Raw genomic sequence first — 25,528 nt, 5'->3', positions numbered from 1 at the left:
TGCCTTAAAAATGGAAACCTCAATTTTTAAATATGGAGAATTACCAGAATTTAAAAAATTCACTCCAGAAACTATAAATAAACAATTTCCAGGTGTATTAGAAAAGATAGGCAATGATTTCAAAAATATAGAGAAAAATCTATCTAATCATTTAATTCAGAACGATTTAACTTGGGATAAAGTAATAAATCCTTTAAATGAAGTCAATGAAGTTCTCAGGTGGAGTTGGGGGGTAATAAGCCACTTAAATGCAGTAAATAACTCTGAAAGTCTTAGAGATATTTATTCAAAATTTCTTCCCGAGATTATTAGCTTGAGTAACAGATTTGGGCAAAGTAAAATAATTTACAATTCTTTAGTCAAGCTTAAAGAGTCAAAAAACTTTGATCAAATCAAAAACAGAATTTTAGATAAAGAAATTCTTGAGATGCAACATAGAGGAATTTCACTACAAAAAAATGATCAAAAAGATTTCAATAAAATAGCAGAAGAGCTTGGCAAGCTATCAACAGATTTCAGCAACAACGTTCTTGATGCTACAAACAATTGGTTTTTAATTTTAAATAAAAAATCTGAAGTTGAAGGCCTTCCTGAACGAGTTCTAGAACTAATGGCCATATCAGCTCATAATCACTTAAAGAAAGATAGCCAAGTTAACTTTATAAATGGCCCTTGGAAATTAAGTCTAGATATTCCAACTTATACAGCTTTTATGACATATGCCACTGACCGAAAACTCAGAGAAAAACTCTATAAGTCATTTGTAAACAGGGCGTCTCAAGGAGAAAAAAATAATTCTCAAATTATTGAAGAGATATTATTTCTCAGAACTAAACAGGCTCATCTACTTGGGTATAAAAGTTGGGCAGAACTAAGTTTGTCAACGAAAATGGCCAAAGAAATTAAAAATGTTGAAACCCTTTTAGAGGAATTAAGAGAACCAGCTTTTAAAACCGCAAAATTGGAATTACAATCTCTCCACAAATTTGCTAAAGATAATGGATTTCCAAAATCCGAGACTATTGAGCCATGGGATATTAGTTATTGGTCTGAGATTCTTAGGAAGGAAAAGTTCAATTTAGATCAAGAGTCTTTGAGGCCTTGGTTCCCTCTAAATGATGTTTTAAAAGGTTTATTTAGACTAAGCGAAAGGTTATTTGAAATTAAAGTTGTCGAAGCAACTAATGAAGCACCTTCTTGGAATGATGACGTTTTGTTTTTTAATATCCTCGATAAAGAAGATAAAAAAATAGCATCTTTTTATCTCGATCCATATTCTAGACCGGAATCAAAAAGAGGAGGGGCCTGGATGGATGAATGTTTGAATAAAAATAATGTTGGCAATAATACCCTGCCTGTGGCTTATCTTGTTTGTAATCAGACTCCCCCATCAAAAGACAAACCTAGTTTGATGAGTTTTGAAGAAGTTCAGACACTTTTCCATGAATTTGGTCACGGTCTTCAACATATGCTTACTACTGTAAATCTCCCTCAAGCTGCTGGCATCAATAATGTTGAATGGGATGCAGTGGAACTTCCAAGTCAATTTATGGAAAACTGGTGTTTCCATAAAAATACACTATTGAATATTGCTAAACACTATCAAACAGGAGAAAAATTATCCGATGAAAACTTTGAGAAAATCTTAAAAAACAGGACTTTTAATTGTGGGATGGCAACTCTTAGACAACTTCATTTTGCGATTACAGATCTCAGATTGCACAGTAATATTGATAAAAACAAAGGTAAAACCGCAGATGAAATCAGAAGAGAAATTGCAGAACAAACAACTGTAATTGCTCCAATTCAAGAAGATCAATTCCTTTGTTGTTTTAGTCATATATTTGCAGGTGGATATTCTGCAGGATATTACTCATATAAATGGGCTGAAGTTCTAAGTGCTGATGCTTTTTCTATGTTTGAAGAAGCTGATCTGGAAAATACTGAAGATTTAAAGTTAATAGGAAAAAAATTTAAAGACACAATACTTAGTTTAGGAGGAAGCTTATCTCCACTAGAGATATTCAAACTATTCAGGGGGAGAGAGCCACAAACAGATTCCCTAATAAGACAATTGGGTTTGTCTGGAGCTACATCATAATTGTCTCAATTATTTTTTTAACAGAAGAATTATTTCTTACTAAATTTCTGTGTTTATATACTTTTACTGATATTTTTTCTCCTGAATTTAAATTAGTCCACCAGGAAGGAAAAACCATTAGATCCCAGTAAGTAAAAAAACTTATACACTCTACATCATCAAGAAAAATATCATTTTTTGCAAGTTCTCTCAAAAACTTACTATTTATTTTCATTTCTGATATTCCTCGAAAAGGGTATTTAGGTACTAATTGAGCCATCAATGTTCCTTTATGAGGGGAACCTAAAGATATTAATCTTCTTGTTCTTTTATATCCATTAAATTTTTGAAGCCAATATCTACCAATTATTCCTCCCATAGAGAATCCTAAAATATCTATTTCTTTTTCTAAACCGTATTTCTCTAATATTAATTCGTTCAACACATTTGTTAAATCAATAATAGAAGTCATTCCTAATGAATGATTAAGAGTTGGGGCGAAATATTCAATTCCAATTTCATCAAGTTTTGAGGTAATAGAAGAAAAAATAGTTGAAGTATTCCAAAGACCATGAATCAAAATAATGGGATTTCTTTTTTCCAAAACTTTTACTTGTTTTCAAGAATTCTTACTATTGAAACCTTCCCATCAAAACCAGTAATTGGAGGATTACATTTTGTCAAAATAATTTTAATTTTAGAAAGCTTAAATTCCTTATCAATAATTTCTAAAATTTCGTTTGAGTATTTTTCTATTGTGAAACAATATATTTTCTTTGATTGATATTTTAAAATTTCAACTAATTTTGAATAGTCAACTGTTTTTTTTATATCATCATTTGCAGTACACTTTTCAAAATCAGTCCACAAAAATATATCCAAACTAAATAGTTGACCTAATTGCCTTTCTTCATACAGGACACCCACTCTAGCCCAAAGTTTAATATTTTCAATTTTTAAAAATGTTTCCATCTTCAAAAAATTTAAAGATCCTTATGCGTATAGATAGCCTTCCCAGATGAAAAATCATCAACTATATTCCCATCTCCTTTTAGGAAATATTTATATGTAACCAAACCCTCTAGACCTACAGGTCCTCTTGGGGGCAGAGCTTGAGTTGATATCCCAACTTCAGCTCCGAATCCATATCTAAACCCATCTGCGAACCTAGTAGAGCAATTATGAAAAACACCTGTGCTATCAACTACATTCATAAAATTCTTAGCAGTATTTAAATTTTCAGTAATTATTCCATCTGTATGTTTTGAACTAAATTTTTGAATATGAGTGATTGCCTCCTCAAGATCATCAACAATTTTTATCGCTAAGATTAAATCTAAATATTCAGTTTGCCAATCTTCTAGACTAGCCTCATGTTTTAACCCTAATTCAACTGATCTTTCATCTCCAATCAATTTAACGTCATTAGAATTAAACAAAGGTATAGCCTTTTCTAGAAAGACTGGTGCAATTTCATTATGTACTAATAAAGTTTCAATAGAATTACATGCTGCAGGATATTGAATTTTACTGTCCAAAGCCACTGATAAAGCCATCTCGAGATTTGCCTCATTATCTATAAACAAATGACAAATTCCATCAGCATGACCTAATACGGGTATTCTTGTATTCTCCTGAATAAATTTTACTAATTCATTACTTCCTCTAGGAATTATTAAATTAATATATTTCTCAAGATTTAACATCGACATACTATCTTTTCTGCTTTTAAGTAAGCATATTGCATTTTTATCAAGGCCTGATTCCTGCAAACCCTGTTGCAATGCTTTGACTATTGCAGTATTTGTTGAATTAGCTTCACTTCCGCCCTTTAGCATAACTCCATTACCAGATCTTATTGCTAGAGAACTAATCTGCATTACAGCATCTGGCCTTGATTCAAAAATAACCCCTAGGACTCCGATAGGCACAGTTTTTCTTTCTAAGATCAATCCCTTGGATAGCTCTCTTCTGATTTGCACTTGATTTACAGGGTCAACCAAGTCTCCAACTTTTCTTACTCCTTCAATTCCTGAAGTTAATTTTTCTTTTGATAACTTTAATCTAGAAAGTAAAGCCTTTGAAATACCTTTCTTTTCTGCTCTTGTATAGTCCTCATGATTAGCCTCTAAAATTTCTGTAGTATTTTTCTCTAGATAATCAGCCATAAAATTTAAGGCTTTAATTCTATTGTTATTTTCAGTCTGACTTATTTTTATTGATGCCAAACGAACTTGATCAGCTTTTTCTAAAAGATCATTCTCTGGTTGAGAAACTTCAAAGATATTGGCCATAATAGTTTCTAGTTAAATTAATCATAATTCAAATTAACGATTCTTTAAACCAACTTTATTTATGACTTAATATCTCCAGAATAATTGCAATTGACTTTTCCAATCTCCTTTGGAATCAGTAGAACCTGTTACTTCCAAATCAATGTTTTCATTAAAGAATTCATTATGTTGTAAAGTTAAAATTCCTTGAGGTGGTATGTCATCTCTTCCTGGGATTGTTTGAATTGCAAAGTTTATCCAACCTTTATCAGTAATATCAAAACCAATTTCTGTGATCCATTCTTCTGAAGATTGTCCAATATTAGAAATCGACCCTTCACTATTTTCTAGATCTAAATTATCATTTGCGTAAATATTATTTAGAGAATCATTATTTTCTATTAATGCGGGGTATAAAGATAGCTGAAATCTTTCACTAAATGCATCTGCATTATTAATTCGAGAAATAAACGTACGATTAATTAAATTAGCTGAATTACCGCTCATTAAACCAATAATTTGAGAGCGGTTATAGCTGGGTGTACTCCTCAAAAAGATATTATTACTGGATCTTAATTCATCTAAGTATCCATAATATGAGGCCTCAATTCTTATAAGTCTTGTATTCCCAATACCAATCGCAGCAAAGTCTCTTGAATTATCATTAGTACTCAAATCAGTTGAAGAGTCATTTTCTTTGTCGTTTTGATTGATCTTTCTTATTGGTTCTGGAACTTTACTAATAAGAGAAAAATTAACTAAGGGAACCAAACAACTTCTTGATGCAAAAGCTAAATGGTTATCATTATTTTTATTTAGCTTAAATGGTGTTGTGTACAAATTAGCTATTCCATTCATAAGGTTAATACGACCTTGTAAGGATAAAGAACCACATTTCTTATCATCATCTTCTTTTAAATTAAATTCTTTTTTGTCAATATCTTCTTTTATTTTTCCATTTATTATTAAATCAGTGCCTGGAGGTTTAGTAGATAATTGAGTTTTAATTATATTTAAGTACTCTACTCTAAAGTTTGGTCCAAGTTTTAATTTCAAATTATCAAAGCTAAAAGTATGCAAATAACTTGGGATAATTTTCCTTAACTCAACTAAGCTAAAAGGGGTTTCATCAGATATTATTTCAATTTGATCATCATAATTCCAAGTCAGTTCTTCCCAATCTATTTTATTTTCCTTGCTTGCTAAATTAAAATTTTTTAATTTGTAAGAACCATCCCTCAAGGTTATATCCCCAGAAAAAATGGGTTTTAAAATTGATCCTCTTACATTTAAATTTGAGTCATAAATGTAGTTAAAATTTTCAGAAACTAGATTTAAGTTTTTTGTTTCTAAACTAATCTTTTTTTCAATTAAATCATCTTTTATAAAAAGAGGAAGAACTCCTGTAATGGATATAGTCCCTTTATCCTCGTCTGTTGCTTCAAATTCTATGATTTCAATATCATTTATTATTTTTGAATCTTTTTCATAAGAATTCCAAAAAACTCTCGAATTAATATTTCTTAAATTAGTATCTAGAATATCAACATCTGAATCAATTATATTCAATCTTCCAGATATTTCTGGCTTTTCAATTGAACCTCTAATTTTAAAGGTATAAAAAAGGTCTCCTTTCTTAAAATCAAAATAATCTTGAGATAAAAAATTGATAATATCAATAAATTGTTTGTCCCCGCCAAAAGTAAGTTTTAAATCTTTTTTTTCTGGTTTATTTTTTATTGGGATAGAACCTTTGAGGTATATAGGAATGTTGGAATTATCATATTTTAATTTTAAATTTGTTGTAACTATTTGATCATTAACCTTAATCTCTCCTTTGCTAAATTTAAACTTATTTTCATTAATTGATGTATTGATTGAATTTATTTCTTCTATTTCTAAGAAGTTTTTGTCAAGATCATACTCTAAATTAAAATTCAAAGTGCCATTTAAATCTATTGGGTTATCTAATAATAAGTTTAAAGTTTTCAGAGGGATTTTATCAACATTCAGTTCTCCATTACCTTTCATTAATCCTCCATTAAAACGCAACGAAATTTTTTCTTTTTTACTAATAGAGGTATTTCTATTTAATTCTATAGCGCCATCAAGGTAAGCATTTTTTATTTTTAAATTATTTTTTTCTTTAGCATCTATTAGTAATTCTGCATTATATCTACCATCGAATTTTTTAATAAGTTTCTTTAAATTATATTTATCCCCAGAATAAAGATTTACTGCATTATAGTTTTTAATGAAATTGACCTTTTCCTCTAAAGATTTTTTATTTAAATCAATATTTAAAGTTTTTAGTTTTCCCGACGTCTTATTTTTGCTTATTTTATTTTTATTATTATTTAAATTTTTTATTTTTTCTAACTTCTTATTTTTACTTATTTGATTATTATCAAAATCTAAAATATCAACTATAGTTAGTAATGTCCAATCTGTACTTACATTTTCAAAACTAATATCATAAATTTCTTTATTAGATGAATAATTATTAATTTCTATTATTCCTCCATCATTTGGATATAAAGAAGAATTTAAATAATAATTATCGTCTCTGACTTCAAAAGAAAATAAAGAATTAGCAAATTTGATATTTCTATATTCACCTAAACTCCAAGCAAGTCTTCCACTATAGGAAGAATCACTTAGCGAGAAAAATCCCGTTCCATTAATATTTCCACTAATCCTATCAAACTTATCATTTCCTATCGCCATTTGAAGTTCATTGAGAGGAAAATTCTTGGCATCCCAATTAATCTTATCGCCCTTTCTAACCATATTTAAGCTTCCATAATTAGAACCTTTTTTGGATCGAGAAAGTCTACTGAAATTTACTTTCTTAAGTTTTATATTTGAATCATATTTAATTGTAAGAAAAGATGGAACTGGCGTATTTCTATTATTCATGTTTATTGTATATTCATCATCTTTATTGTTAATTTCACCTCCCCAAAATTCTGTGATTTTTATATTTTTGTATTGTGGATAATCAACATTAAATTTAACTAAAAGCTCAGGGTTATTTATACTTCCTCCAAAATCTCCATTAGCAGTAACAAAACCGCTTATTCCTCTTCCTTTGAAAATATTTAAATTATCCAACTTAGTTCTATTTAATACAAATTTAGAATTAAGCTTTCCAAAATTCACTCCTCTTTTATCAAACCAATATGGAATGCCCCCTGATAAATTGACATCTGGGTTTGAACTATTTTCAAATTTAATTGTTCCTTTAAGATCTATTTTATTAACGCTTTGATTTAATGGAATATTAAGATTAAAATCTGAAATTAAACTTCCATATTTAAATGCAAGATTATTAGCTATTAAATTATTTTTTTCACAACCAAAATTTAAAGAATCAGAGTTTATATCTTCCTGTAATCCATAGGTATTTAGTTTTAGTTTATTTAAAGAGAATCCTCCTTTACAAATTGCTTGGTTTGATATTTTGTAAAATTTAAAATTGGATTTAAACTTCCCTTCCTTTAATAAAAATTGTCTATTTCCAACATTGTATTCAGACAAGCCAAGTTTGAGCCCATTTGAAAAAAACTCAAATTTCAAAAAGTCTTTATTAAGTTTCTTATTAAATTTAAATACTAACTTACCCCTATCTTCAAAATTTGATTTTATATTTCCAATTATTTGTTTATCAGCAGACTTGTATATAAGATCACCCTTAATTTTAGTATCTAATCCAATTCCTTTCAATTTAAAATTTGAATAATTAGTTAAATTAAAAATTAAATCATAATTCAAATTTGACTTAGAAATATTTTTATTACTTAGATATAATTTTTCTCTTTTGAAAAAGTCCCTATCAATATTAATTTCAGTATTTTCAGGTTTTATTTTAATGATCCATTTTTGATTTAAAAAAGACCTTAAAGGCATAATCCCCACATATATATTCTTAGCTTTAATTTCAGAATCTATATTTTTTTTATCAATAATTTTGGAATTCCCAATAGCAATCCCCAGAAATCTAATTCCAGCATAATCACCTAAATCAACCTCTTTATTTAAAAAATTCTCAATGGTTTTTTCTAGTTCTGATTTCTTGGTGCTATAAGTTTCTCTTAAAAAATTATTTAATAAAAAGGTGCCTAAAAATCCTAAGGACATGATTATCCCTAAATAAATAATTTTTGTATTTAAATTTAGAGATCTAATTTTTTTCAAGTTAGAACCCAAAAATAGAGTAGGCTTACAAAATATAAGAAATTAATTAGGTCAAAGCCACTAAATGTCTTTTTTTGAACTATTAGAGAACACACCCAAAATCTTTGGATTATTTGGAATATGCCTTTTAATGGCTACTGTAATAGCTTTTATATTTAATTTTGGGTTTAAATTTCGAATAATAGGAGCAACCATTTTCTCATTATTACTTTCATTAAGTAGTTGGGCATTTATACAAAGTTATACTGAAAAAGTTGTAATAGAAGGTGCAAAATATGTTCCAATTGTTTACGATAACGGATTTGATTTAATTGTTGCTAAAGCAGAGGATGACTTCCCAGAAGAATCTATTGCACCAACTTTAGAGCAATTATCAGAAAACCTGAGGAAAGGTAGCAGGTCGGGTGCGAACGTAAAAATAAAGCTAAGGAAACTCGAAAAAATTTCAGAGGGAGTAAGTAAACCAGTAATAATAGGGAAAGTGCAGAAAAATGTAAAAATGAATTAGTCTCTAATAATAATGGAAAGCAAAAACTTTTTAGATTTTTTGCCTACTAACTTTAGACATGAGAAATCTTTTTTTATTCAAAATAATCTAACTGACTTTAAAAAACTAAGTAATCTTTCAGACTTAGATATAAATGAGATCCAAAGAAAATCTCCACTATGCACATTAAATAATTTAAAAAAAATTAGAGCCATAGCTATATTTAAAAAAGAAATTGAAATTTCTCCACCGAAAGCATATCTACTTTTACATTGCGGTATTGGATCTATTAAATCATTATCACTATGTACACCTTACGAATTAGAACGAAAAATTGGGAGATTAGAAAGAATTCTAAGAGTAAAAACTGAAGCAGATATAACTTTTGCTCTTTTAAAAAAATGGATTAAAAAAGCAAAGCAAATCTACAATTCTTTTTAAAATCTTGGTTAAAAAATATTTTTTATGTAGAATTTAGAAAAAAGTAAGTAATAATGAAATCTTTTTTATTTGTTTTATTCATGCTTTCATCTTCATTAAATCCTATTTTAAGTCAACCTAACTTACTAGAAAGGGCAAAAAATAATCCTAATGAAGGTTTGAAATTATGTAAAAAGTTTAAAGAGTACAATGCAGACAATAAATCTGCGACTTCAGTTAAAGCAACTAATTTTGTCTCTAAAAAGAATAAACTATCTTTAGTAAACGCTGAATTTTATTCTATATATGTAATTGGTCTTTATTGCCCCGAGATTTACTAAAAACCAAATGCATCAAATAAGATGGTTTGACAAATCTCTGGTACTTAGAGATGGAGTAAGACTTATATCAAGGATTTGGTTGCCCAATGGTCATGGGCCATGGCCTGCATTATTAATGAGACAACCTTACGGTAGGAAAATTGCTTCAACCATTACCTACTCTCACCCTTCATGGTGGGCTCACAAAGGATACATAGTAATAATTCAGGATGTTAGAGGTATGGGATCTTCTGAAGGGGTTTTCAATGGTTTCACACAAGAAGCTAGCGACACTTCAGAAACACATAAATGGGTGAGATCCTTAAAAGAATGTAATGGGAAACTTGGCTTATATGGATTTTCATATCAAGGATTTACACAACTAACTGGCGAATTAAATTCAGAGCCTCCCGATTGTTTATCTCCAGCAATGACTGGGTTGAATATTAAAGATCATTGGTGCTCAGACGGAGGAGCATATTGGTGGCATAACAATATTGCATGGGGCCTGCAAATTGCAGGACTAAAAAAGAAAAGAGAAAATAATTTACTTGAATGGGAAAAGATAAGATTATCCTTAGAAAATAAAAGTTATCTAAGGGAAGGACTTGATATCTTAAAAAAATACGACCCTAATAGCTTTGTCTTGGAATGGCTTAAAAATTTAAATAATAATTATCCATTTGAAGAATTCAAGCCAATTTCAACATGGATTAAAAAACCTATGTTAATTATTGGAGGACTTTGGGATCCACATTTAAAAGGTGCATTTGATCTTTATAAAAAATCAAAAGAAGCTGGTGGAAGTCCAGAGATACTTATTGGGAATGCTACACATCTAAGTTGGTGGGAAGGATCACAAGAGTGTTTATTAAAATTTTTTGATAAACATTTAAAATTTGATAAAAAATTAAATTTTGATGATACTAAAATAGAGAAAAAAATATGGAATATTTCATTAAATAAATGGGACGAATTCGTTAATGATTTTAACCCTGAATTTATTTTTGGACTTAAAAGTGATGGTACCGCAAATATAGCAATTGAAGATGGAAGTCTTAGCATAAATTCAAAAGGATCAGGTTGGTTCACAATTGTTAACGACCCTTGGAGGCCTACACCATCTGAAGGTGGTCATTTAGGTCCAAATCCAGGAAAGTTTAATAGAAATATTATTGATAAACGTTTGGATGTAGGTGTTTTTCAAACAAAGTTTTTTGAGGAAGATCAAAATTTCAAAGGGATTCCTAAATTAGAAATCTCTATAAAAAGTGATCAACCAAACTTTGATGTCTGCCTTGCCTTATCTCTAGTTGAAGAATATGGTGAGAAGGTAAATCAATTCTCAACTGGATTCTTAAGAGTTAAAAACTCTAAAATAAATGAGGAATGCATTTATTCAATAACTATGCAGCCAACGAATATCTGTTTGATTAAAGGTAGCAAGCTTCGATTATCTATTTCAGCGGCAGCTTATCCTGCTATTGGAGTTAATCCAGGATTTGGGGAAGAAAATGTTGGAGCACCTTCAGCAATTCATAGAATTATTACTCTTAGTTTTAGCCTTAGTAAAACATTTATGAAAATGGCCCCTTTTTTTTAAAAAATTATTTTTTTTTTGGTTAATCATTTGATATTATTAATCCTTAATATCCACCAGTCATGATAAATACAAATCAAGCAGACTGGATTAAATCAGAAGCTATCAACCTAGAAAATTGTTGCAATGATAATCCATTAAAAATTTTAGGTCCTCATTTTTATGAAGAGAAATGGGTAATAAGGGTTTGGATCCCTGAAGCAGATGAAGTTAAAATAAATTTTAAAAATAAAACCTATAAGGCCGAAAACATAAATCATCAATGGCTTTTTGAAGCAATCCTGCCTGAAAATCCAAATTCTAATTACGAAATAACTATTTCAAGAGGAGGCATCACTCATTCACAACATGACCCATGGTCTTATAGAGAAGAGTGGATGGGAGAGATTGATAGGCATCTTTTTGCAGAAGGGAATCATCATCATATTTGGGAAAAAATGGGAGCTCATCTAATTGAAGATGAAAATCAAAAGGGTGTCATGTTCTGTCTTTGGGCTCCAAATGCAAAATCAATCTCGATAATTGGAGATATAAATTCTTGGGATGGAAGACATCATCCTATGCAAAGAAGATTAGGAGGGATTTGGGAACTATTCATGCCAATAATGAAAGAGGGAGACAAATACAAATATGAAATAAGAACGCAAGAAGGGCATATTTATGAAAAAGCTGATCCATATGGTTTCCTTCATGAAGTCAGGCCTCAAAATGGTTCAATAGTTTCAAAATTGAATAACTTTAATTGGAATGATAGTTCTTGGATTACAAATAGAGATTCCTCTACTCAAATCAACAAGCCAATTTCAGTTTATGAGATGCATTTAGGAAGTTGGCTTCATGAATCAACAGATAATAAATATCTCGAAGACAATGGAAATCTTAGAGATCCAGTGCCTGCTGCAGATTTGAAACCTGGAACAAGATTATTAACTTATCCAGAATTAACAGAAAAACTAATCCCTTATGTGAAAGAGAGAGGATTTACTCATATTGAACTGATGCCAATCTCTGAACATCCCTTTGATGGTTCATGGGGATACCAGGTTACAGGCTGGTATGCTCCAACGAGTAGATTTGGTACTCCGAATGAATTTAGAGAGTTTGTAAATAAATGTCATGAAGAGGGCATAGGTGTAATTCTTGATTGGGTACCAGGTCATTTTCCAAAAGATAAACATGGTTTAGCATTTTTTGATGGATGTCATCTATACGAACACGGAGATTCACGAATAGGAGAACACAAAGAATGGGGAACTTTAATCTTTAACTACAGCAGAAACGAAGTAAGAAATTTCCTAGTGGCCAATCTTGTTTATTGGTTTGAACAATTTCATATCGATGGAATAAGAGTAGATGCTGTAGCTTCAATGTTATACAGAGACTATCTACGCCCAGATGGAGAATGGATACCTAATGAGAATGGCGGGAATGAGAACATAGAAGCTGTTAAATTTCTTCAACAGGCTAATCATGTACTCTTCCAACATTTTCCTGGTGCACTTTCTATCGCTGAAGAATCAACAACTTGGCCGATGGTGACCAAGCCAACAGACACGGGAGGACTTGGGTTTAATTTAAAATGGAATATGGGATGGATGCACGATATGCTCGATTATTTCGAGATAGATCCTTGGTTCAGACAATTCCATCAAAATAGTGTGACATTCTCAATAACATACAACTATACAGAGAACTTTATGCTTGCTCTTAGTCATGATGAGGTTGTCCATGGGAAAAGTCACCTATTGCATAAAATGCCAGGTGATGACTGGAAGAAATATGCAAATACTCGAGCTTTACTAACTTATATGTGGACCCATCCCGGGAAAAAAACGATATTTATGGGAATGGAATTTGGACAAAGACAAGAATGGAATGTTTGGGATGATCTGCAATGGGAATTACTAGAATTTGAACCTCATAAAGGTATCAGAAACTTGGTTGATGACCTAAATGAACTTTATAAAAATGAACCTGCGTTATGGAAAAATGACTTTGATCCTTATGGATTCCAATGGATTGATTGTAGTGACAAATCTAATTCGGTCATAAGTTTTATGAGAAGAGAAAGCGATACCAATGAGTGGCTTGTTGTAGTTGCAAACTTTACACCTAATACTCATGGGTCATATAAAGTAGGTGTTCCTTTAGAAGGATTCTATGAAGAGATATTTAATTCAGACAGCTCTAGATATGGAGGCAGTAATAAAGGAAATATGGGAGGTAAGGAAACTATAAATTACAATATTCATGATTATCAAAATGCTCTAGACATTGCTTTGCCACCATTAAGCGTGAGTATTTTCAAACATCAATCAAAAAAAAATTAGGAGGACCCATCTAACTTAGTGCTTCATATAAATGTTCATATAACGCTTTTGATATGCTTTGCATTGTAAGATTTTTAAGTTGGAATTTTAAAATTTATTTTTAAAAACATATCGAATTGAAAAATGGGTGAAAATTTACCACTACTACTTTCTGCCGCATTAGGTAAAAAAGTTAATAGGCCTCCAGTATGGATGATGAGGCAAGCAGGAAGATATATGAAAATCTATAGGGATTTAAGGGAGCGTTACCCAAGCTTTAGAGAGAGGTCTGAGAATCCAGAACTTTCATATGAGATTTCAATGCAGCCTTTTCATGCTTTCAAACCAGATGGTGTGATCCTTTTTTCAGATATTCTCACACCTCTTCCAGGGATGGGCATAAATTTTGAAATAATAGAAAGTAAAGGTCCAATAATTGAGGACCCAATCAGAACTCTTAGCCAGATAGAAAATTTAAAAGAATTAAATCCAAGTGAGAGTTTAAGATTTGTTGGACAAGTTCTTTCTTCACTAAAAAAAGATGTGAATAATGAAGCAACAGTTTTAGGTTTTGTTGGCGCACCTTGGACTCTTGCTGCATATGTAGTTGAAGGTAAAAGCAGTAAAAATTATTCTTTAATAAAATCAATGGCTTTTAAAGAACCAGATTTACTTCACAAACTTCTTGATCATTTTGCAAAATCTATTGGTGAATATCTTAAATATCAAATAAAATCTGGAGCGCAAGTAGTACAAATTTTTGATTCATGGGCAGGTCAACTAAGCCCACAAGATTATGACATCTTTGCTGGACCTTATCAAAAAAAAGTTGTTGAAATTGTAAAAGAGGAGTACCCTGACACACCTGTTATTCTCTACATTTCAGGAAGTGCTGGAGTAATAGAAAGAATGGCCAAAACTGGGGTAGATATAATTTCATTAGACTGGACAGTAGATATAGAAGAGGCTTGTAAAAGAATCCCTAATAGGATAGGAATTCAAGGTAATGTTGACCCTGGCATTTTATTTGGAAATAAGCAATCAATAAAAGAAAGGATCGATGATACTTTCAATAAAGTCAAAGATAGGAAATATATTCTGAATTTAGGTCATGGTATTTTACCTGGTACTCCAGAGGAAAATGCACAAACATTTTTTGAACATGGAAAAAAACTCACTTACTAGTCAAAATCTTGACCTATAAAAACTTATTAATAACAGGAGCGAATGGATGTGTTGGCCAATATTTAGTTGATTGGTTTTTAAAAAACACAAAATTAAGGCTTTATCTCATGGTAAGAGATAAAAGTAAGCTACCAATTAATATTCAAGAAAATAACAAAGTCAAGTTAATAGTATGCGATATCAGAGAATCAAATAGATATAAAAAGGAAATTAGTCAAATTAATTATCTAATACATACTGCTACGGCTTGGGGAGATCCAAGAAGAGCATATGAAGTAAATATTAAAGCTTTTGAAGAATTACTTGAAATGCTTGATATGGAAAAGTTAGAAAAGATTATTTATTTTTCAACAGCTAGCATTCTTGATAAACAAACAGAATTAATGAGGGAATCATTAATTTATGGAACGGAGTACATACAAACAAAATATGAATGTTTCCAGAGACTTAGAGAAAGCTCATTTGCAGAAAAAACATTCGCTGTTTTCCCTACCTTGGTTTTTGGAGGAAATCTTGGCAAAAAAAGTAAATATCCTGTGAGTTATTTAACTAGTGGATTGAAAGAAATTAGGAAATGGCTTTGGTTGGCAAGATTTTTAAAACTCGATTCTAAATTTCACTTTATACATGCATATGATATCGCTCAAATTTGCGGGTTTCTAATTAAAAATTATAAAGAAGATCAATACAAAGGCTTTAGAAAATTTGTACTAGGTCAGAAATTTATTTCAATTGATCAGGCCATAATTACACTTTTAAAAAGAAATAATATGAGGAGATATTTTGCGATACCCCTTACAAAAAAAATTCTAAAAATATTATTAAGAATTCTTCCCATACAAACCACCCCGTGGGATAGCTTCAGTATCAAAAAATATGACTTTAATCATGTCACCATCACTAATCCTGAGACTTTCAAACTTAAAAGTTATGGTAAGTCACTGAATGATATTTTAAGGTTATCAAAGTTACCAAGCTGTAATAACAATTAAAATTCTCACAGTTAGGTTCCCAAAGCCTTGTAATATATATATAACTAAATTTTAATTATGTTACGTTCAATCTTTGCAGGGTTATTCGCAATAGTTTTAACTCTAGGTCTAGGTATTTCATCAGTTTCAGCTAAGACAGTTGAAGTAAAACTTGGTACGGATGCTGGAATGCTTGCATTTGAACCAAGTACAGTAACCATAAGTGCTGGTGATAAAGTTAAATTCGTCAATAATAAACTTGCCCCTCACAATGCTGTTTTTGATGGGCATGAGGAATTAAGTCATCCTGACCTAGCTTTTGCCCCAGGAGAGTCTTGGGAAGAAACATTTGACACTGCAGGAACTTATGATTACTATTGCGAGCCACATAGAGGAGCTGGAATGGTAGGTAAAGTTGTTGTTCAATAAATCTTCTAGTAGTTAAGTATTCTTTTTTACTTAATTCAGTCATACCTTAATTTTAATTGATGAAAATAGTTCCAAGCGAATTTTCAAATTCTGCTTGGAACTGTTTTATTTTGGCCAAAGAAATTGCTTATAAAAATAACCAACAAGACGTAGACTCTGACCATTTATTATTAGCTCTCATAAAACAAGACAACCTTACAAAAAAGATCTTAAAAAAAAATAATGTAAATCTCAAAGAGCTGGAGAAAGAAATAATGTCTTCATCAAATTCGAAGGCCAAAATGAAAAATAAACAAGAAAATTTATATATTGGTGATACTCTTTACAAAATATTTTTAAAAGCCAATGATATTAAAAATAATTTAGATGATGTAGTGATATCAACAGAACACTTGGTTTACGGTTTCACTTATGATAATAAATATGGATTTCAAATTTTAAATCAAAAAAGTATTCCAGAATTTCTTGAAACTATAAATAAAATGAAGTCAGATCCAGCAGTAAAAAATGACTTTGATACTTATAATAAGTCTTTAGATAAATATGGTATTGATCTAACCCAGTCAGCAAGGGATGGGGTATTAGATCCAGTTATTGGTAGGGATGAAGAAATTAGAAGAACAATTCAAATATTGAGTAGAAGAACAAAAAATAACCCGGTTCTTATTGGAGAACCTGGCGTTGGCAAAACAGCCATAGTGGAAGGGTTGGCCCAAAGAATTATTAATGGCGATGTCCCTTCTGCACTACAAAATAGGCAACTAATTTCATTAGATATGGGTTCACTTTTAGCTGGAGCAAAATATCGTGGAGAATTTGAAGAAAGAATAAAAAATGTCCTAAAGAAAGTCAAGAAATCAGACGGTAAGATCATTCTTTTTATTGATGAAATTCATACAGTAGTTGGTGCAGGCGCCAGCGGAGGTTCTTTAGATGCCAGCAACCTATTAAAACCTATGCTAGCAAGAGGAGAACTTAGATGTATTGGTGCTACAACTATTAATGAACACAAACAAAATATAGAAAAAGATCCTGCTCTAGAACGAAGATTTCAGAAAATAAAAATTGATGCTCCTTCAATAGATGATACTGTATCAATTTTAAGAGGATTAAGAGAAAGATACGAAGTTCATCATAGTGTGAGGATTTCTGATAATGCTTTGGTTGCAGCTGCCACCCTTAGCGAAAGATATATTAACGATAGATTTCTTCCTGACAAAGCAATAGATCTAATCGATGAAGCAGCCTCAAGATTAAATATGGTCATAACTTCGAAACCTGAAGAAATTGATGAAATTGATCGAAAAGTTCTACAGTTTGAGATGGAAAAATTATCTTTAAAAAGAGAAACAGATGATTTTTCTATAGCAAGATTAAAAAAAATCAATAATGAACTTATATCACTTAAAGATAGACAGGCAGAATTAGGCGCTCAATGGAAAAAAGAAAAAGATGAAATTGATGAGATTAGCACCATAAAAGAAGAAATTGAATCCATTCAATTACAAATAGATCAAGCCAAAAGGAGTTTTGACCTCAACAAAGCAGCAGAATTGGAATTTGGAACTTTAAATTCTTTACAAAAAAAATTAAAAGAGAAAAGTGAATCCCTAGTATATTCTCACAAAAAAGGAGAGACGAGTCTTTTAAGGCAAGAGGTAACTTTTGATGATATTGCAGAAGTTGTCTCAAAGTGGACCTCTATTCCAGTACAGAACTTGAACCAGTCAGAAAAAGATAAGCTTTTAAGCCTGGAGTCGATTCTTAAAGAAAAAATTATTGGTCAAGATAGTGCAATTAGGGCTGTTGCAGATTCCATTAAGAGATCAAGGACGGGTCTAAATGATCCAAGCAAGCCATTAGCCAGTTTCCTCTTTTTAGGTCCAACTGGTGTTGGGAAAACAGAGCTGAGTAAAGTAATAGCAGAAATTATATTCGATTCAAATTCTTCAATTACAAGACTAGATATGTCTGAATATATGGAAAAGCATTCAGTTAGCAAAATTATAGGTGCGCCGCCTGGATATTTAGGTTTCGAATCAGGCGGTCAACTAACTGAAGCTGTACGCAAAAATCCTTATTCATTGATACTTCTAGATGAAATAGAAAAGGCTCACAAAGATATCTTAGATATTCTCTTACAGGTTCTTGATGATGGGATCATTACTGATAGTCAAGGCCGTACAATCAATTTCAAAAATTCAATCATAGTTCTCACAAGTAATTTAGGAAGTCAATCAATAAATGATTTATCAGTTAGGAAAGAAGATACAAATGAAATTAAAAAAATTGTAGATTCTGAACTTAAAAAATTTTTCAAGCCTGAGTTTTTAAATCGACTTGATGAAATAGTTATTTTTAATAATTTAGAATTATGTGATATAAAAGAAATTGCAAAAATCCAGCTTCAAAATTTAGAAAATAGACTTAACAAAAAAAACTTAAAATTCAAAATTACTGATGAGGCAATTAACCAACTAGTCCAAAATAGTTTCGACAATGCCTATGGTGCAAGGCCTTTAAAAAGAATTATTCAAAAACAAATTGAGACAAAAATTTCAAACAATATATTGAATAATAATTACCTTAATCAAGACGAGGTTAATATTTATCTGGTTAATGGAGAGATAATTGTTGATTAAAGATCTAAATTAAAGACTTTTATATTACTCGAAATTTAATAACTTTAATCTAAGATTGGAACCACTCAGGAATTTTCTCATAACTTGCTTTATTAGATTTATTTTCTTTTGATTCTGTTTTCCAACAACATGTTCTGCCCTTATCCTTATCATGCAAGTATTCATTAGCCCATCTCCAAATCAATTCAGAAGTGAATTCCATTCCCACATTATCCATAATTCGCAGATCTAAAGCATCTAAGTCATATAATTTTTCCCAGTAATGCAATAAAGGATCATCTTTATTTATCAAGAAAGTATGGTCAAATTGCTGCTTTAGTTTATTTTCAAGGGGCTTTAGACTTGAAAAGTCCACAACAAAACCATTTAGGTCTAATTTCTTTGCAGTAAACCAAAAAGTGAATGATCTTGAATATCCATGCACAAATCTGCAGTGACCTTCATGGCGCCATTGCCTATGCGAACATGGAAAATCCTCGTAACTTTTACTGCATGAAAATTTCAGAGAATGAATATACATCAATTAACTGTTAGGATAATTTTTAATAAAACACAATGAGTAGGATTTAACATAACGAACATAATGACTTATTCAACTAATTTTTCGATAGAAGATCTACGCTTTGATAATTATGGATTAATCCCTGCAATAGCACAAGATTGGCTTGACGGATCAATTCTTATGCTTGCTTGGATGAACAAAGAATCATTGACAATGACTCTAGAAACCAAAAACGTCCATTACTGGAGTAGATCAAGATCTGAAATTTGGAGAAAAGGAGCTACGAGTGGAAGTACCCAAATACTTAAGGAGATAAGATTTGACTGCGATAATGATGCACTAATCCTTTTGATTGAACAAAATGGTTCAGGTGCATGTCACACTGGGGAAAAAAGTTGTTTTTTCAACGAAATTCAAATTAATCAAAATTATAAAAAAGAGAAAATAACAACTCCCTTCTCAAATATTTGCTCTGAATTATTCAATACCATTAATGAAAGATCAATAAATCCTTCAGACAAAAGTTACACAAATCATTTATTAACAAAAGGTAGTAATACTATTTTAAAAAAAATAGGAGAGGAATCCGCTGAATTTATAATGGCTTGCAAAGATAATGATAAAAATTCCATCTCAAATGAAGCTGCCGATTTAATTTATCACCTGCAAGTAGCCCTTATGCATAAAGGTGTTGAGTGGAGAGATGTACTTGCTGTTCTAGAATCAAGAAGAAATTAAATAATTAAAATTTAGAATTTATTATAGTAGTTTCATCTAAAAATTTCAGAATTAATAATTAATTAAGTAATTAAAAATTATTAATTAAATATTAATTAATTATTACATGTATGGCTTATTACTGAATTAACTATAAGTTAAATATATAAACTTTTGGGGTCAATCTTGAGTTCATTAAGCGATTTTCTTGGTGAAATAGGGCGTCATCAACTATTGACCCCCGAAAAAGAACTCACTATGGGCAGAAAAGTCCAAGAGATGGTGCAACTTTCAAATAGGTGTCAAGAGGCAGGTGGTAAAGGTCCCGCTTGTGAATATTCCGAAGCTGAAAGAAAAAAGATCAAAATTGGTGAAAAAGCCAAAAATGAGATGATTACAGCAAACCTAAGATTGGTTGTGAATCTTGCCAAGAGATATCAAGGGAAAGGATTAGAATTGCTGGACTTAATTCAGGAGGGGACATTAGGCCTTACAAGGGCTGTAGAAAAATATGATCCATCTAGGGGGCACAGATTTTCCACCTATGCATATTGGTGGATTAGGCAAGGATTAAATAGAGCATTATCAACTCAAAGTAGAACTATTAGGATACCTGTTAATATCAATGAAAAACTTACAAAATTAAGATCAGCGAGATCAAAGCTTGTGCAACTTAAGGGGATTCCCCCTACAAACAATGAGCTGGCTGAAGAAATGAAAATAACTAAGGAGGAAATTGAGGAACTCCTTTCTTGCGAATTAAGAAGTATTACTGTTAGTCTTCAAGGTACTGTTAAATCAAAGTCAGATCCCTCTGAGTTAGTTGATATCCTTCCAAGTGATCAAACTGCTCCAATGGAATTAGCTGAATTAGCCGAAAGGACTGCGTCTGCTTGGAATTTATTAGATAAAGCAAATTTAACTGAAAAAGAAAGAAAGATAGTAAGTCTGAGATTTGGTTTGGATGGTTCAAATGAGTGGAGAACTTTAGCTGAAGTTGCAAGACATATGAGTTGTAGTAGGGAATATTGCCGACAAGTCGTTCAACGTGCCTTGAGAAAACTAAGAAAGGCGGGGATACAGAATGGATTAGTTGATAGTATTAGCTAAAAATTCCCAGTAAAATATTTAGAGTTTCATTTATTAAAGATGAAAGAGAATTATAAAAACCAAGAGAAAATTTATGATGCTGAAGTTTTAGAAAGTTCAACATTTGATGAGAATATTATTATCAAGATTCTTATTAAAGCAGGAAGAACGATTGCTAAGCCTGCCTTAGAAGTTTTAGAGATGGCTATAGACCCTTATACTCCAGCGCAAGTAAGAGTTTCCTTAATGGCTGCGCTAGCCTATTTAATTATGCCATTTGACCTTTTCCCTGACTTTATGCCATTGGTTGGTTTTAGTGACGATTTTGTAGCCCTCACAGCAGTACTAAGTATATGGAGTAAATATATGACCCCTTCAATAAGAGCAAGAGCAGAAAACAAGCTCAATAAGTTATTCCCTTTTTATTGAATGAGTAAATTATCTCAACAGGAAGAAAAAGAACTAATCTCGTTCATTAAGGATTGGTTGAAATCCTATGGATTTACACAAAAGGATTTAGCCTATGAACTAAATATTAAATCAAGTAGAACCTCTGAAATCATTCTAAAAATCAAAGACTTATATAAAAAAGGTGGTATGTTCAATATTGCAAAAAATCTTATAAAGATTGAACAAAATTGGATAGAGAATATCAAAAATGATTATCCGGAAACGAACCAAACGCCACCATATAATCAATTAGATATAGACTCATTAGTAAACCAGATCAATCAAGATACTAATAAATAAATATTTTGTTTGAACATCATATTTTAAGTAGAAATCATCTTATTGCATTACAAATAGAATTCAGAGAAAATATATTGCTCTTAAAAACTACCCTTTTAATACATAACTATAGGATGGATTCCTAAAAATATCATGAATAATTAAATTATAATATTATGAATGTATATTATTTTTATTTAATTTCCTTTAAAGAATTTTATTTAAATTAATAATAAAGTTTACCAAAATATATAATTCATATTTAAAGAGCCTGAACCCAGTGATAAATATCATAATTAATCCATATACCTTTTTCCCAATATATATCTTCCTCAATCAAATCTCTTAATTGATTTTCGTTATTAACATTAAAAATTCCAAACAAATATTTATTACATTTTGTTGGCCCTAAAGTAACTAAAATATTGCGATCTTTTAAGTTTTTAAGTCTATTAAGATGTTGTTCACGAAATGGTTCCCTTTTAATAATTGCATCTTCACAGTACTTTCCAAAAACTACAAACTTTTCCATTTATAAAGATAAATAATAGGATAAATATATACTAAATAATTGCATATATTACACACAAATTGCTATCTTATTTAAGAAGAACTTTCTTTTAATTAATTATGCTGACTGGTAGCGATCTTCTTGCAAAAGTCAAAGAACTTGGTGATGTTAGCAAGTCTGACCTTGTTCGCGCTTGTGGATATGTTTCCACCAAGAAAAGTGGGGGTGAACGCCTAAATTTCACTGCATTTTATGAAGCACTTTTAGAAGCAAAAGGGGTTAATCTTGGTGATGCTGGAGTTGCAGGTATTGGCAAAGGTGGAAGAAAACTAAGTTACATAGCTACAGTTCAAGGGAACGGAAATCTTTTGATTGGGAAAGCATATACAGCACTTCTAGATTTAAAAGCAGGTGATGAATTCGAAATTAAACTTGGAAGGAAACAAATAAGATTATTACCTACTGAAGAGTCTTAAAAGATAACAAAAATAAATTTAATAGTTATTATTAATTTATAAATCCCCTAATTAGTGTTTTTATCCATTTTTTATCTTTAATATTTATTTTTTTTGATCGGCTGCTAAACGCATATCTTTACAAAATTCACCAACATGATCAACAACATCTTTTTCACTTGAACTAGAAATTCGTTTTACAAATGCGCTTCCTATAATTACTCCATCTGCTCCCCATTCACGAACTTTAATTACATGTTCAGGGGTAGATATACCAAAACCAACAGCAATTGGATTAGTGTTTACTTTTCTTAATTTTGCAATAAGATTTTCTACTCTATTTTCCATTTTGCTTCGCTCCCCAGTTACACCTGTAACACTTACTAAATAAGTAAAGCCTTTTGTATGATTGGATATTTTCTTCATTCTTTCAAAAGGAGTAGTTGGAGCCACCAATAAAATCAAGTCCATAGAATGGGTACTAACTATTTTAGAAAATTTATAAGCTTCCTCTAAAGGGAGATCAGGAATTATTAGTCCAGAGATTCCAGCATTGGATGCTATCTCACAAAACCGTTCAAAGCCAAAAGATAATAAAGGATTTAAGTAAGAAAAAAGTATGATGGGAATATTTAATTTACCTTTTAGAGACTCTAAAAGTGTAATTACTTTTATTGGGGTGGTACCTGACTTTAAAGCACGAGAGGCAGCAAGTTGAATAATAGGCCCATCTGCAAGAGGATCACTATATGGAATCCCTAATTCAATAAGGTCAGCTCCATTTTCTTGTAACTTTAATAAAATCTCAGAGGTTATTTCAATATTGGGGTCCCCAGCCATTATGAAAGGCATCAAAGCTAACTTTTTATTATTTTTTAACTCATAAAACTTCTCATCTACCTTAGATAAAGTTTCATTTTTAGTCTTTTGCATTTTGTTATCTTTCATGAATTTCAGATTTTTTATATGAAAATTTATGGATTTTTTTCTAAATCTTCCATTAGCTTTTCCTGCTCTTCCTTTGACAATGAATTGAACTTGGTTTCTAGTTTATCATTAACAATTTTTTCATACTCTTTTCTATAACGCTTCCTTTGTTCCATAAACGTCATTTTTCCATTTAAAACTCTATAAACATAAGATGATACCCAAGTAATAACAATCAGAATTAAGATACAACTTGAGATAGTACTTGCTGTAAAATTATCAATCCCAATTTGGGGCGATACTTCATAACTAATTAATCCTATTAATGAGACAAATAGTCCTAATTGTATAACTTTACCTTTAGTCAATTATTTAACCTTTACTGCTTCCTTTTAATCTGAGATTTAAAAATGGAGAAAATAAAATTAAACCTGGAAAGAAAAGAAATACTAGTCCATAAATTCCTAATCTTTCAAATTTGCCCATAACATTCCATCTATTATTCATCCAGTAGAATAATAATAATGGAATAACTAATAAATAGAAAGAAATAACCAGAATATAAGCAATTAAAATAGCGAAAGAATTATTGAAAATATTTTCCATTTTGATTTATGGCTTCTTAGTTCAAACATAACAATTATTAGATGTTATCGTAAGCACTAAAAATAAATAATTAAATTATGGGAGTGGGGGGACTTGAACCCCCACGAGCTAAATCGCTCGACGGATTTTAAGTCCGGCGCGTCTACCAATTCCGCCACACTCCCAAAGGAATTTCGCTCTATAATCGTAGCTGAAAGTATCCCATTTAACCAAGAAAATTTCGAATATTTACACTTTTGTGGATTTTGTGAAAGCGCTGGATTATCAACTCAATTAAAAGATCTTTTTGTCAGGTTAGATATGAACTTCCTCTTAACGAGTTAAACCTTATTTCTTACGACTTACATTTAATTCTTTATTAATAATATAAGGACAATTCTAATAATTCATATTATTATTTTTAAAAAGTGATGATTTAGAAATCTATAGTCTCGTTAGATTAAGATATAGCAAAGGATAAAGACAATCATCTGGGGAAATTATTTAATTGAGCTTACAGCAATAATCAGAGGGCCAAGATAACCGAATACAAACCATGCAACGCCTCCAATCCAATATCCAATGATATGATTTTTTTTAGTAGGGTATTTTAAATAATATTCATTCCCATCAATAAAAACCATTGATGACCTAGTAAGAAATATCAGTAAAAAAATAGCGCCTATATATGGTATAGAAACAAAAAATATCCATTTCCATGACATACCAACATCTCTAATTCTTCTTACGGTGAGTGGAAGAGCAATCCAGGTACTTCCAAAAAACAACAAAAAACCTATTAGATAAAGAGGTATTGATATGGCACTCGGAAAACTGTAATAATCAGCATAATCGAATGCTCTTATAAGAAGAAAAAACCCTAAGATAATGGAATTTAAAATTAAAAATTGCCAGTATTCTTTTCTAGTCGATTTCCCTTGAAAATTAAAAGGCTTTTGCCAAGCAGACAAATAATTCTTTATCATGAAAAATATTATTTCTATACGATTTAAATTATACAAATTTAATTACTGATAACTTCCTACATTGCATTTATTTTATAAATCTACTCGGATTTAATTGCTCCTGCTGATCCAATA

At 30.7% G+C, this 25,528-nt stretch carries 25 protein-coding genes and 1 tRNA gene; 15 read left to right on the top strand and 11 right to left on the bottom strand.

Annotated features, from left to right (window positions below; genetic code table 11):
- Positions 1 to 10 precede the first annotated feature (10 nt).
- Positions 11 to 2,101 carry a M3 family metallopeptidase gene (locus HA143_RS03200; protein WP_209083192.1) on the top strand — a complete coding sequence of 697 codons (2,091 nt, stop codon included), beginning with the start codon at positions 11 to 13 and terminating at the stop codon, positions 2,099 to 2,101.
- Here HA143_RS03200 and HA143_RS03195 read toward each other — a convergent pair.
- The 4 genes from HA143_RS03195 to HA143_RS03180 form a co-directional block, all read right to left on the bottom strand.
- A complete protein-coding gene (locus HA143_RS03195; protein WP_209083191.1) occupies positions 2,091 to 2,684 on the bottom strand; it encodes an esterase/lipase family protein in 594 nt (197 codons plus the stop codon). The genes HA143_RS03200 and HA143_RS03195 overlap by 11 nt on opposite strands.
- A gap of 5 nt (positions 2,685 to 2,689) precedes the next feature.
- Positions 2,690 to 3,052, bottom strand: a complete 363-nt coding sequence (locus HA143_RS03190; protein ID WP_209083190.1) for a dihydroneopterin aldolase — start codon at positions 3,050 to 3,052, stop codon at positions 2,690 to 2,692.
- A gap of 11 nt (positions 3,053 to 3,063) precedes the next feature.
- Positions 3,064 to 4,374, bottom strand: coding sequence for a glutamate-5-semialdehyde dehydrogenase (locus HA143_RS03185; RefSeq protein ID WP_209083189.1), 1,311 nt, complete (start codon positions 4,372 to 4,374; stop codon positions 3,064 to 3,066).
- A gap of 66 nt (positions 4,375 to 4,440) precedes the next feature.
- Positions 4,441 to 8,493 carry a hypothetical protein gene (locus tag HA143_RS03180; protein ID WP_209083188.1) on the bottom strand — a complete coding sequence of 1,351 codons (4,053 nt, stop codon included), beginning with the start codon at positions 8,491 to 8,493 and terminating at the stop codon, positions 4,441 to 4,443.
- 121 nt (positions 8,494 to 8,614) lie between these two features.
- Between HA143_RS03180 and HA143_RS03175 the strand changes: the two genes are divergently transcribed.
- The 9 genes from HA143_RS03175 to HA143_RS03135 all read left to right on the top strand — a co-directional run bounded on the left by HA143_RS03175 (position 8,615) and on the right by HA143_RS03135 (position 18,913).
- Positions 8,615 to 9,058 (top strand): DUF2518 family protein, encoded by a 444-nt coding sequence (locus HA143_RS03175; RefSeq protein ID WP_209083187.1) that lies wholly within the window; start codon positions 8,615 to 8,617, stop codon positions 9,056 to 9,058.
- A gap of 12 nt (positions 9,059 to 9,070) precedes the next feature.
- Positions 9,071 to 9,478 carry a DUF4332 domain-containing protein gene (locus tag HA143_RS03170; RefSeq protein ID WP_209083186.1) on the top strand — a complete coding sequence of 136 codons (408 nt, stop codon included), beginning with the start codon at positions 9,071 to 9,073 and terminating at the stop codon, positions 9,476 to 9,478.
- A 53-nt stretch (positions 9,479 to 9,531) separates the two neighbouring features.
- Positions 9,532 to 9,798 carry a hypothetical protein gene (locus tag HA143_RS03165; protein WP_209083185.1) on the top strand — a complete coding sequence of 89 codons (267 nt, stop codon included), beginning with the start codon at positions 9,532 to 9,534 and terminating at the stop codon, positions 9,796 to 9,798.
- 7 nt (positions 9,799 to 9,805) lie between these two features.
- Positions 9,806 to 11,380, top strand: a complete 1,575-nt coding sequence (locus HA143_RS03160) for a CocE/NonD family hydrolase (protein WP_209083184.1) — start codon at positions 9,806 to 9,808, stop codon at positions 11,378 to 11,380.
- A 59-nt stretch (positions 11,381 to 11,439) separates the two neighbouring features.
- Positions 11,440 to 13,707, top strand: a complete 2,268-nt coding sequence (gene glgB / locus HA143_RS03155) for a 1,4-alpha-glucan branching protein GlgB (RefSeq protein WP_209083183.1) — start codon at positions 11,440 to 11,442, stop codon at positions 13,705 to 13,707.
- A gap of 123 nt (positions 13,708 to 13,830) precedes the next feature.
- On the top strand, positions 13,831 to 14,871 hold the full coding sequence (hemE, locus tag HA143_RS03150; protein ID WP_209083182.1) for a uroporphyrinogen decarboxylase: 1,041 nt from the start codon (positions 13,831 to 13,833) through the stop codon (positions 14,869 to 14,871).
- Positions 14,872 to 14,879: 8 nt separating this feature from the next.
- The gene (locus tag HA143_RS03145; RefSeq protein WP_209083181.1) at positions 14,880 to 15,863 is read left to right on the top strand and encodes an NAD-dependent epimerase/dehydratase family protein; all 984 of its coding nucleotides are present in this window, start codon (positions 14,880 to 14,882) and stop codon (positions 15,861 to 15,863) included.
- A 57-nt stretch (positions 15,864 to 15,920) separates the two neighbouring features.
- Positions 15,921 to 16,271: a plastocyanin gene (petE, locus tag HA143_RS03140; RefSeq protein ID WP_209083180.1), complete on the top strand. Its 351-nt coding sequence runs from the start codon at positions 15,921 to 15,923 to the stop codon at positions 16,269 to 16,271.
- A 59-nt stretch (positions 16,272 to 16,330) separates the two neighbouring features.
- A complete protein-coding gene (locus HA143_RS03135) occupies positions 16,331 to 18,913 on the top strand; it encodes an ATP-dependent Clp protease ATP-binding subunit (RefSeq protein WP_209083179.1) in 2,583 nt (860 codons plus the stop codon).
- 49 nt (positions 18,914 to 18,962) lie between these two features.
- Here the strand turns inward: HA143_RS03135 and HA143_RS03130 are convergent, their stop codons facing one another.
- Positions 18,963 to 19,433, bottom strand: coding sequence for a 6-carboxytetrahydropterin synthase (locus HA143_RS03130; protein WP_209083178.1), 471 nt, complete (start codon positions 19,431 to 19,433; stop codon positions 18,963 to 18,965).
- Between the two features lie 63 nt (positions 19,434 to 19,496).
- Between HA143_RS03130 and hisIE the strand changes: the two genes are divergently transcribed.
- From hisIE to HA143_RS03110, 4 genes are all read left to right on the top strand, one after another.
- On the top strand, positions 19,497 to 20,153 hold the full coding sequence (gene hisIE, locus HA143_RS03125) for a bifunctional phosphoribosyl-AMP cyclohydrolase/phosphoribosyl-ATP diphosphatase HisIE (RefSeq protein ID WP_209083177.1): 657 nt from the start codon (positions 19,497 to 19,499) through the stop codon (positions 20,151 to 20,153).
- A gap of 165 nt (positions 20,154 to 20,318) precedes the next feature.
- A complete protein-coding gene (locus tag HA143_RS03120; RefSeq protein ID WP_209083176.1) occupies positions 20,319 to 21,242 on the top strand; it encodes a sigma-70 family RNA polymerase sigma factor in 924 nt (307 codons plus the stop codon).
- A gap of 39 nt (positions 21,243 to 21,281) precedes the next feature.
- Positions 21,282 to 21,650 (top strand): YkvA family protein, encoded by a 369-nt coding sequence (locus tag HA143_RS03115; RefSeq protein ID WP_209083175.1) that lies wholly within the window; start codon positions 21,282 to 21,284, stop codon positions 21,648 to 21,650.
- Entirely contained in the window at positions 21,651 to 21,971 is a 321-nt protein-coding gene (locus HA143_RS03110; protein WP_209083174.1) for a hypothetical protein, read from the top strand. It abuts the gene before it with no gap.
- A 241-nt stretch (positions 21,972 to 22,212) separates the two neighbouring features.
- Here the strand turns inward: HA143_RS03110 and HA143_RS03105 are convergent, their stop codons facing one another.
- On the bottom strand, positions 22,213 to 22,482 hold the full coding sequence (locus HA143_RS03105; RefSeq protein WP_209083173.1) for a YciI family protein: 270 nt from the start codon (positions 22,480 to 22,482) through the stop codon (positions 22,213 to 22,215).
- 98 nt (positions 22,483 to 22,580) lie between these two features.
- On the opposite strand from HA143_RS03105, the gene HA143_RS03100 reads away from it, so the two are divergent.
- Positions 22,581 to 22,937: an AbrB family transcriptional regulator gene (locus tag HA143_RS03100; protein WP_209083172.1), complete on the top strand. Its 357-nt coding sequence runs from the start codon at positions 22,581 to 22,583 to the stop codon at positions 22,935 to 22,937.
- An 84-nt stretch (positions 22,938 to 23,021) separates the two neighbouring features.
- Here the strand turns inward: HA143_RS03100 and trpA are convergent, their stop codons facing one another.
- The 5 genes from trpA to HA143_RS03075 form a co-directional block, all read right to left on the bottom strand.
- Positions 23,022 to 23,864: a tryptophan synthase subunit alpha gene (trpA, locus tag HA143_RS03095; RefSeq protein ID WP_209083171.1), complete on the bottom strand. Its 843-nt coding sequence runs from the start codon at positions 23,862 to 23,864 to the stop codon at positions 23,022 to 23,024.
- Between the two features lie 26 nt (positions 23,865 to 23,890).
- Positions 23,891 to 24,211 (bottom strand): DUF3007 family protein, encoded by a 321-nt coding sequence (locus tag HA143_RS03090; protein WP_209083170.1) that lies wholly within the window; start codon positions 24,209 to 24,211, stop codon positions 23,891 to 23,893.
- Between the two features lie 4 nt (positions 24,212 to 24,215).
- On the bottom strand, positions 24,216 to 24,449 hold the full coding sequence (ndhL, locus tag HA143_RS03085; protein ID WP_209083169.1) for an NAD(P)H-quinone oxidoreductase subunit L: 234 nt from the start codon (positions 24,447 to 24,449) through the stop codon (positions 24,216 to 24,218).
- Positions 24,450 to 24,527: 78 nt separating this feature from the next.
- A tRNA-Leu gene (locus HA143_RS03080) sits at positions 24,528 to 24,613 on the bottom strand.
- Positions 24,614 to 24,928: 315 nt separating this feature from the next.
- Positions 24,929 to 25,414 carry a DUF805 domain-containing protein gene (locus HA143_RS03075; RefSeq protein ID WP_209083168.1) on the bottom strand — a complete coding sequence of 162 codons (486 nt, stop codon included), beginning with the start codon at positions 25,412 to 25,414 and terminating at the stop codon, positions 24,929 to 24,931.
- Between the last annotated feature and the right edge of the window lie 114 nt (positions 25,415 to 25,528).

The organism is Prochlorococcus marinus CUG1415, from assembly GCF_017696015.1.
GTDB classification, from domain to species: Bacteria; Cyanobacteriota; Cyanobacteriia; order PCC-6307; family Cyanobiaceae; genus Prochlorococcus_A; species Prochlorococcus_A marinus_AE.
This window is presented reverse-complemented; position numbering and strand designations above follow the sequence as displayed.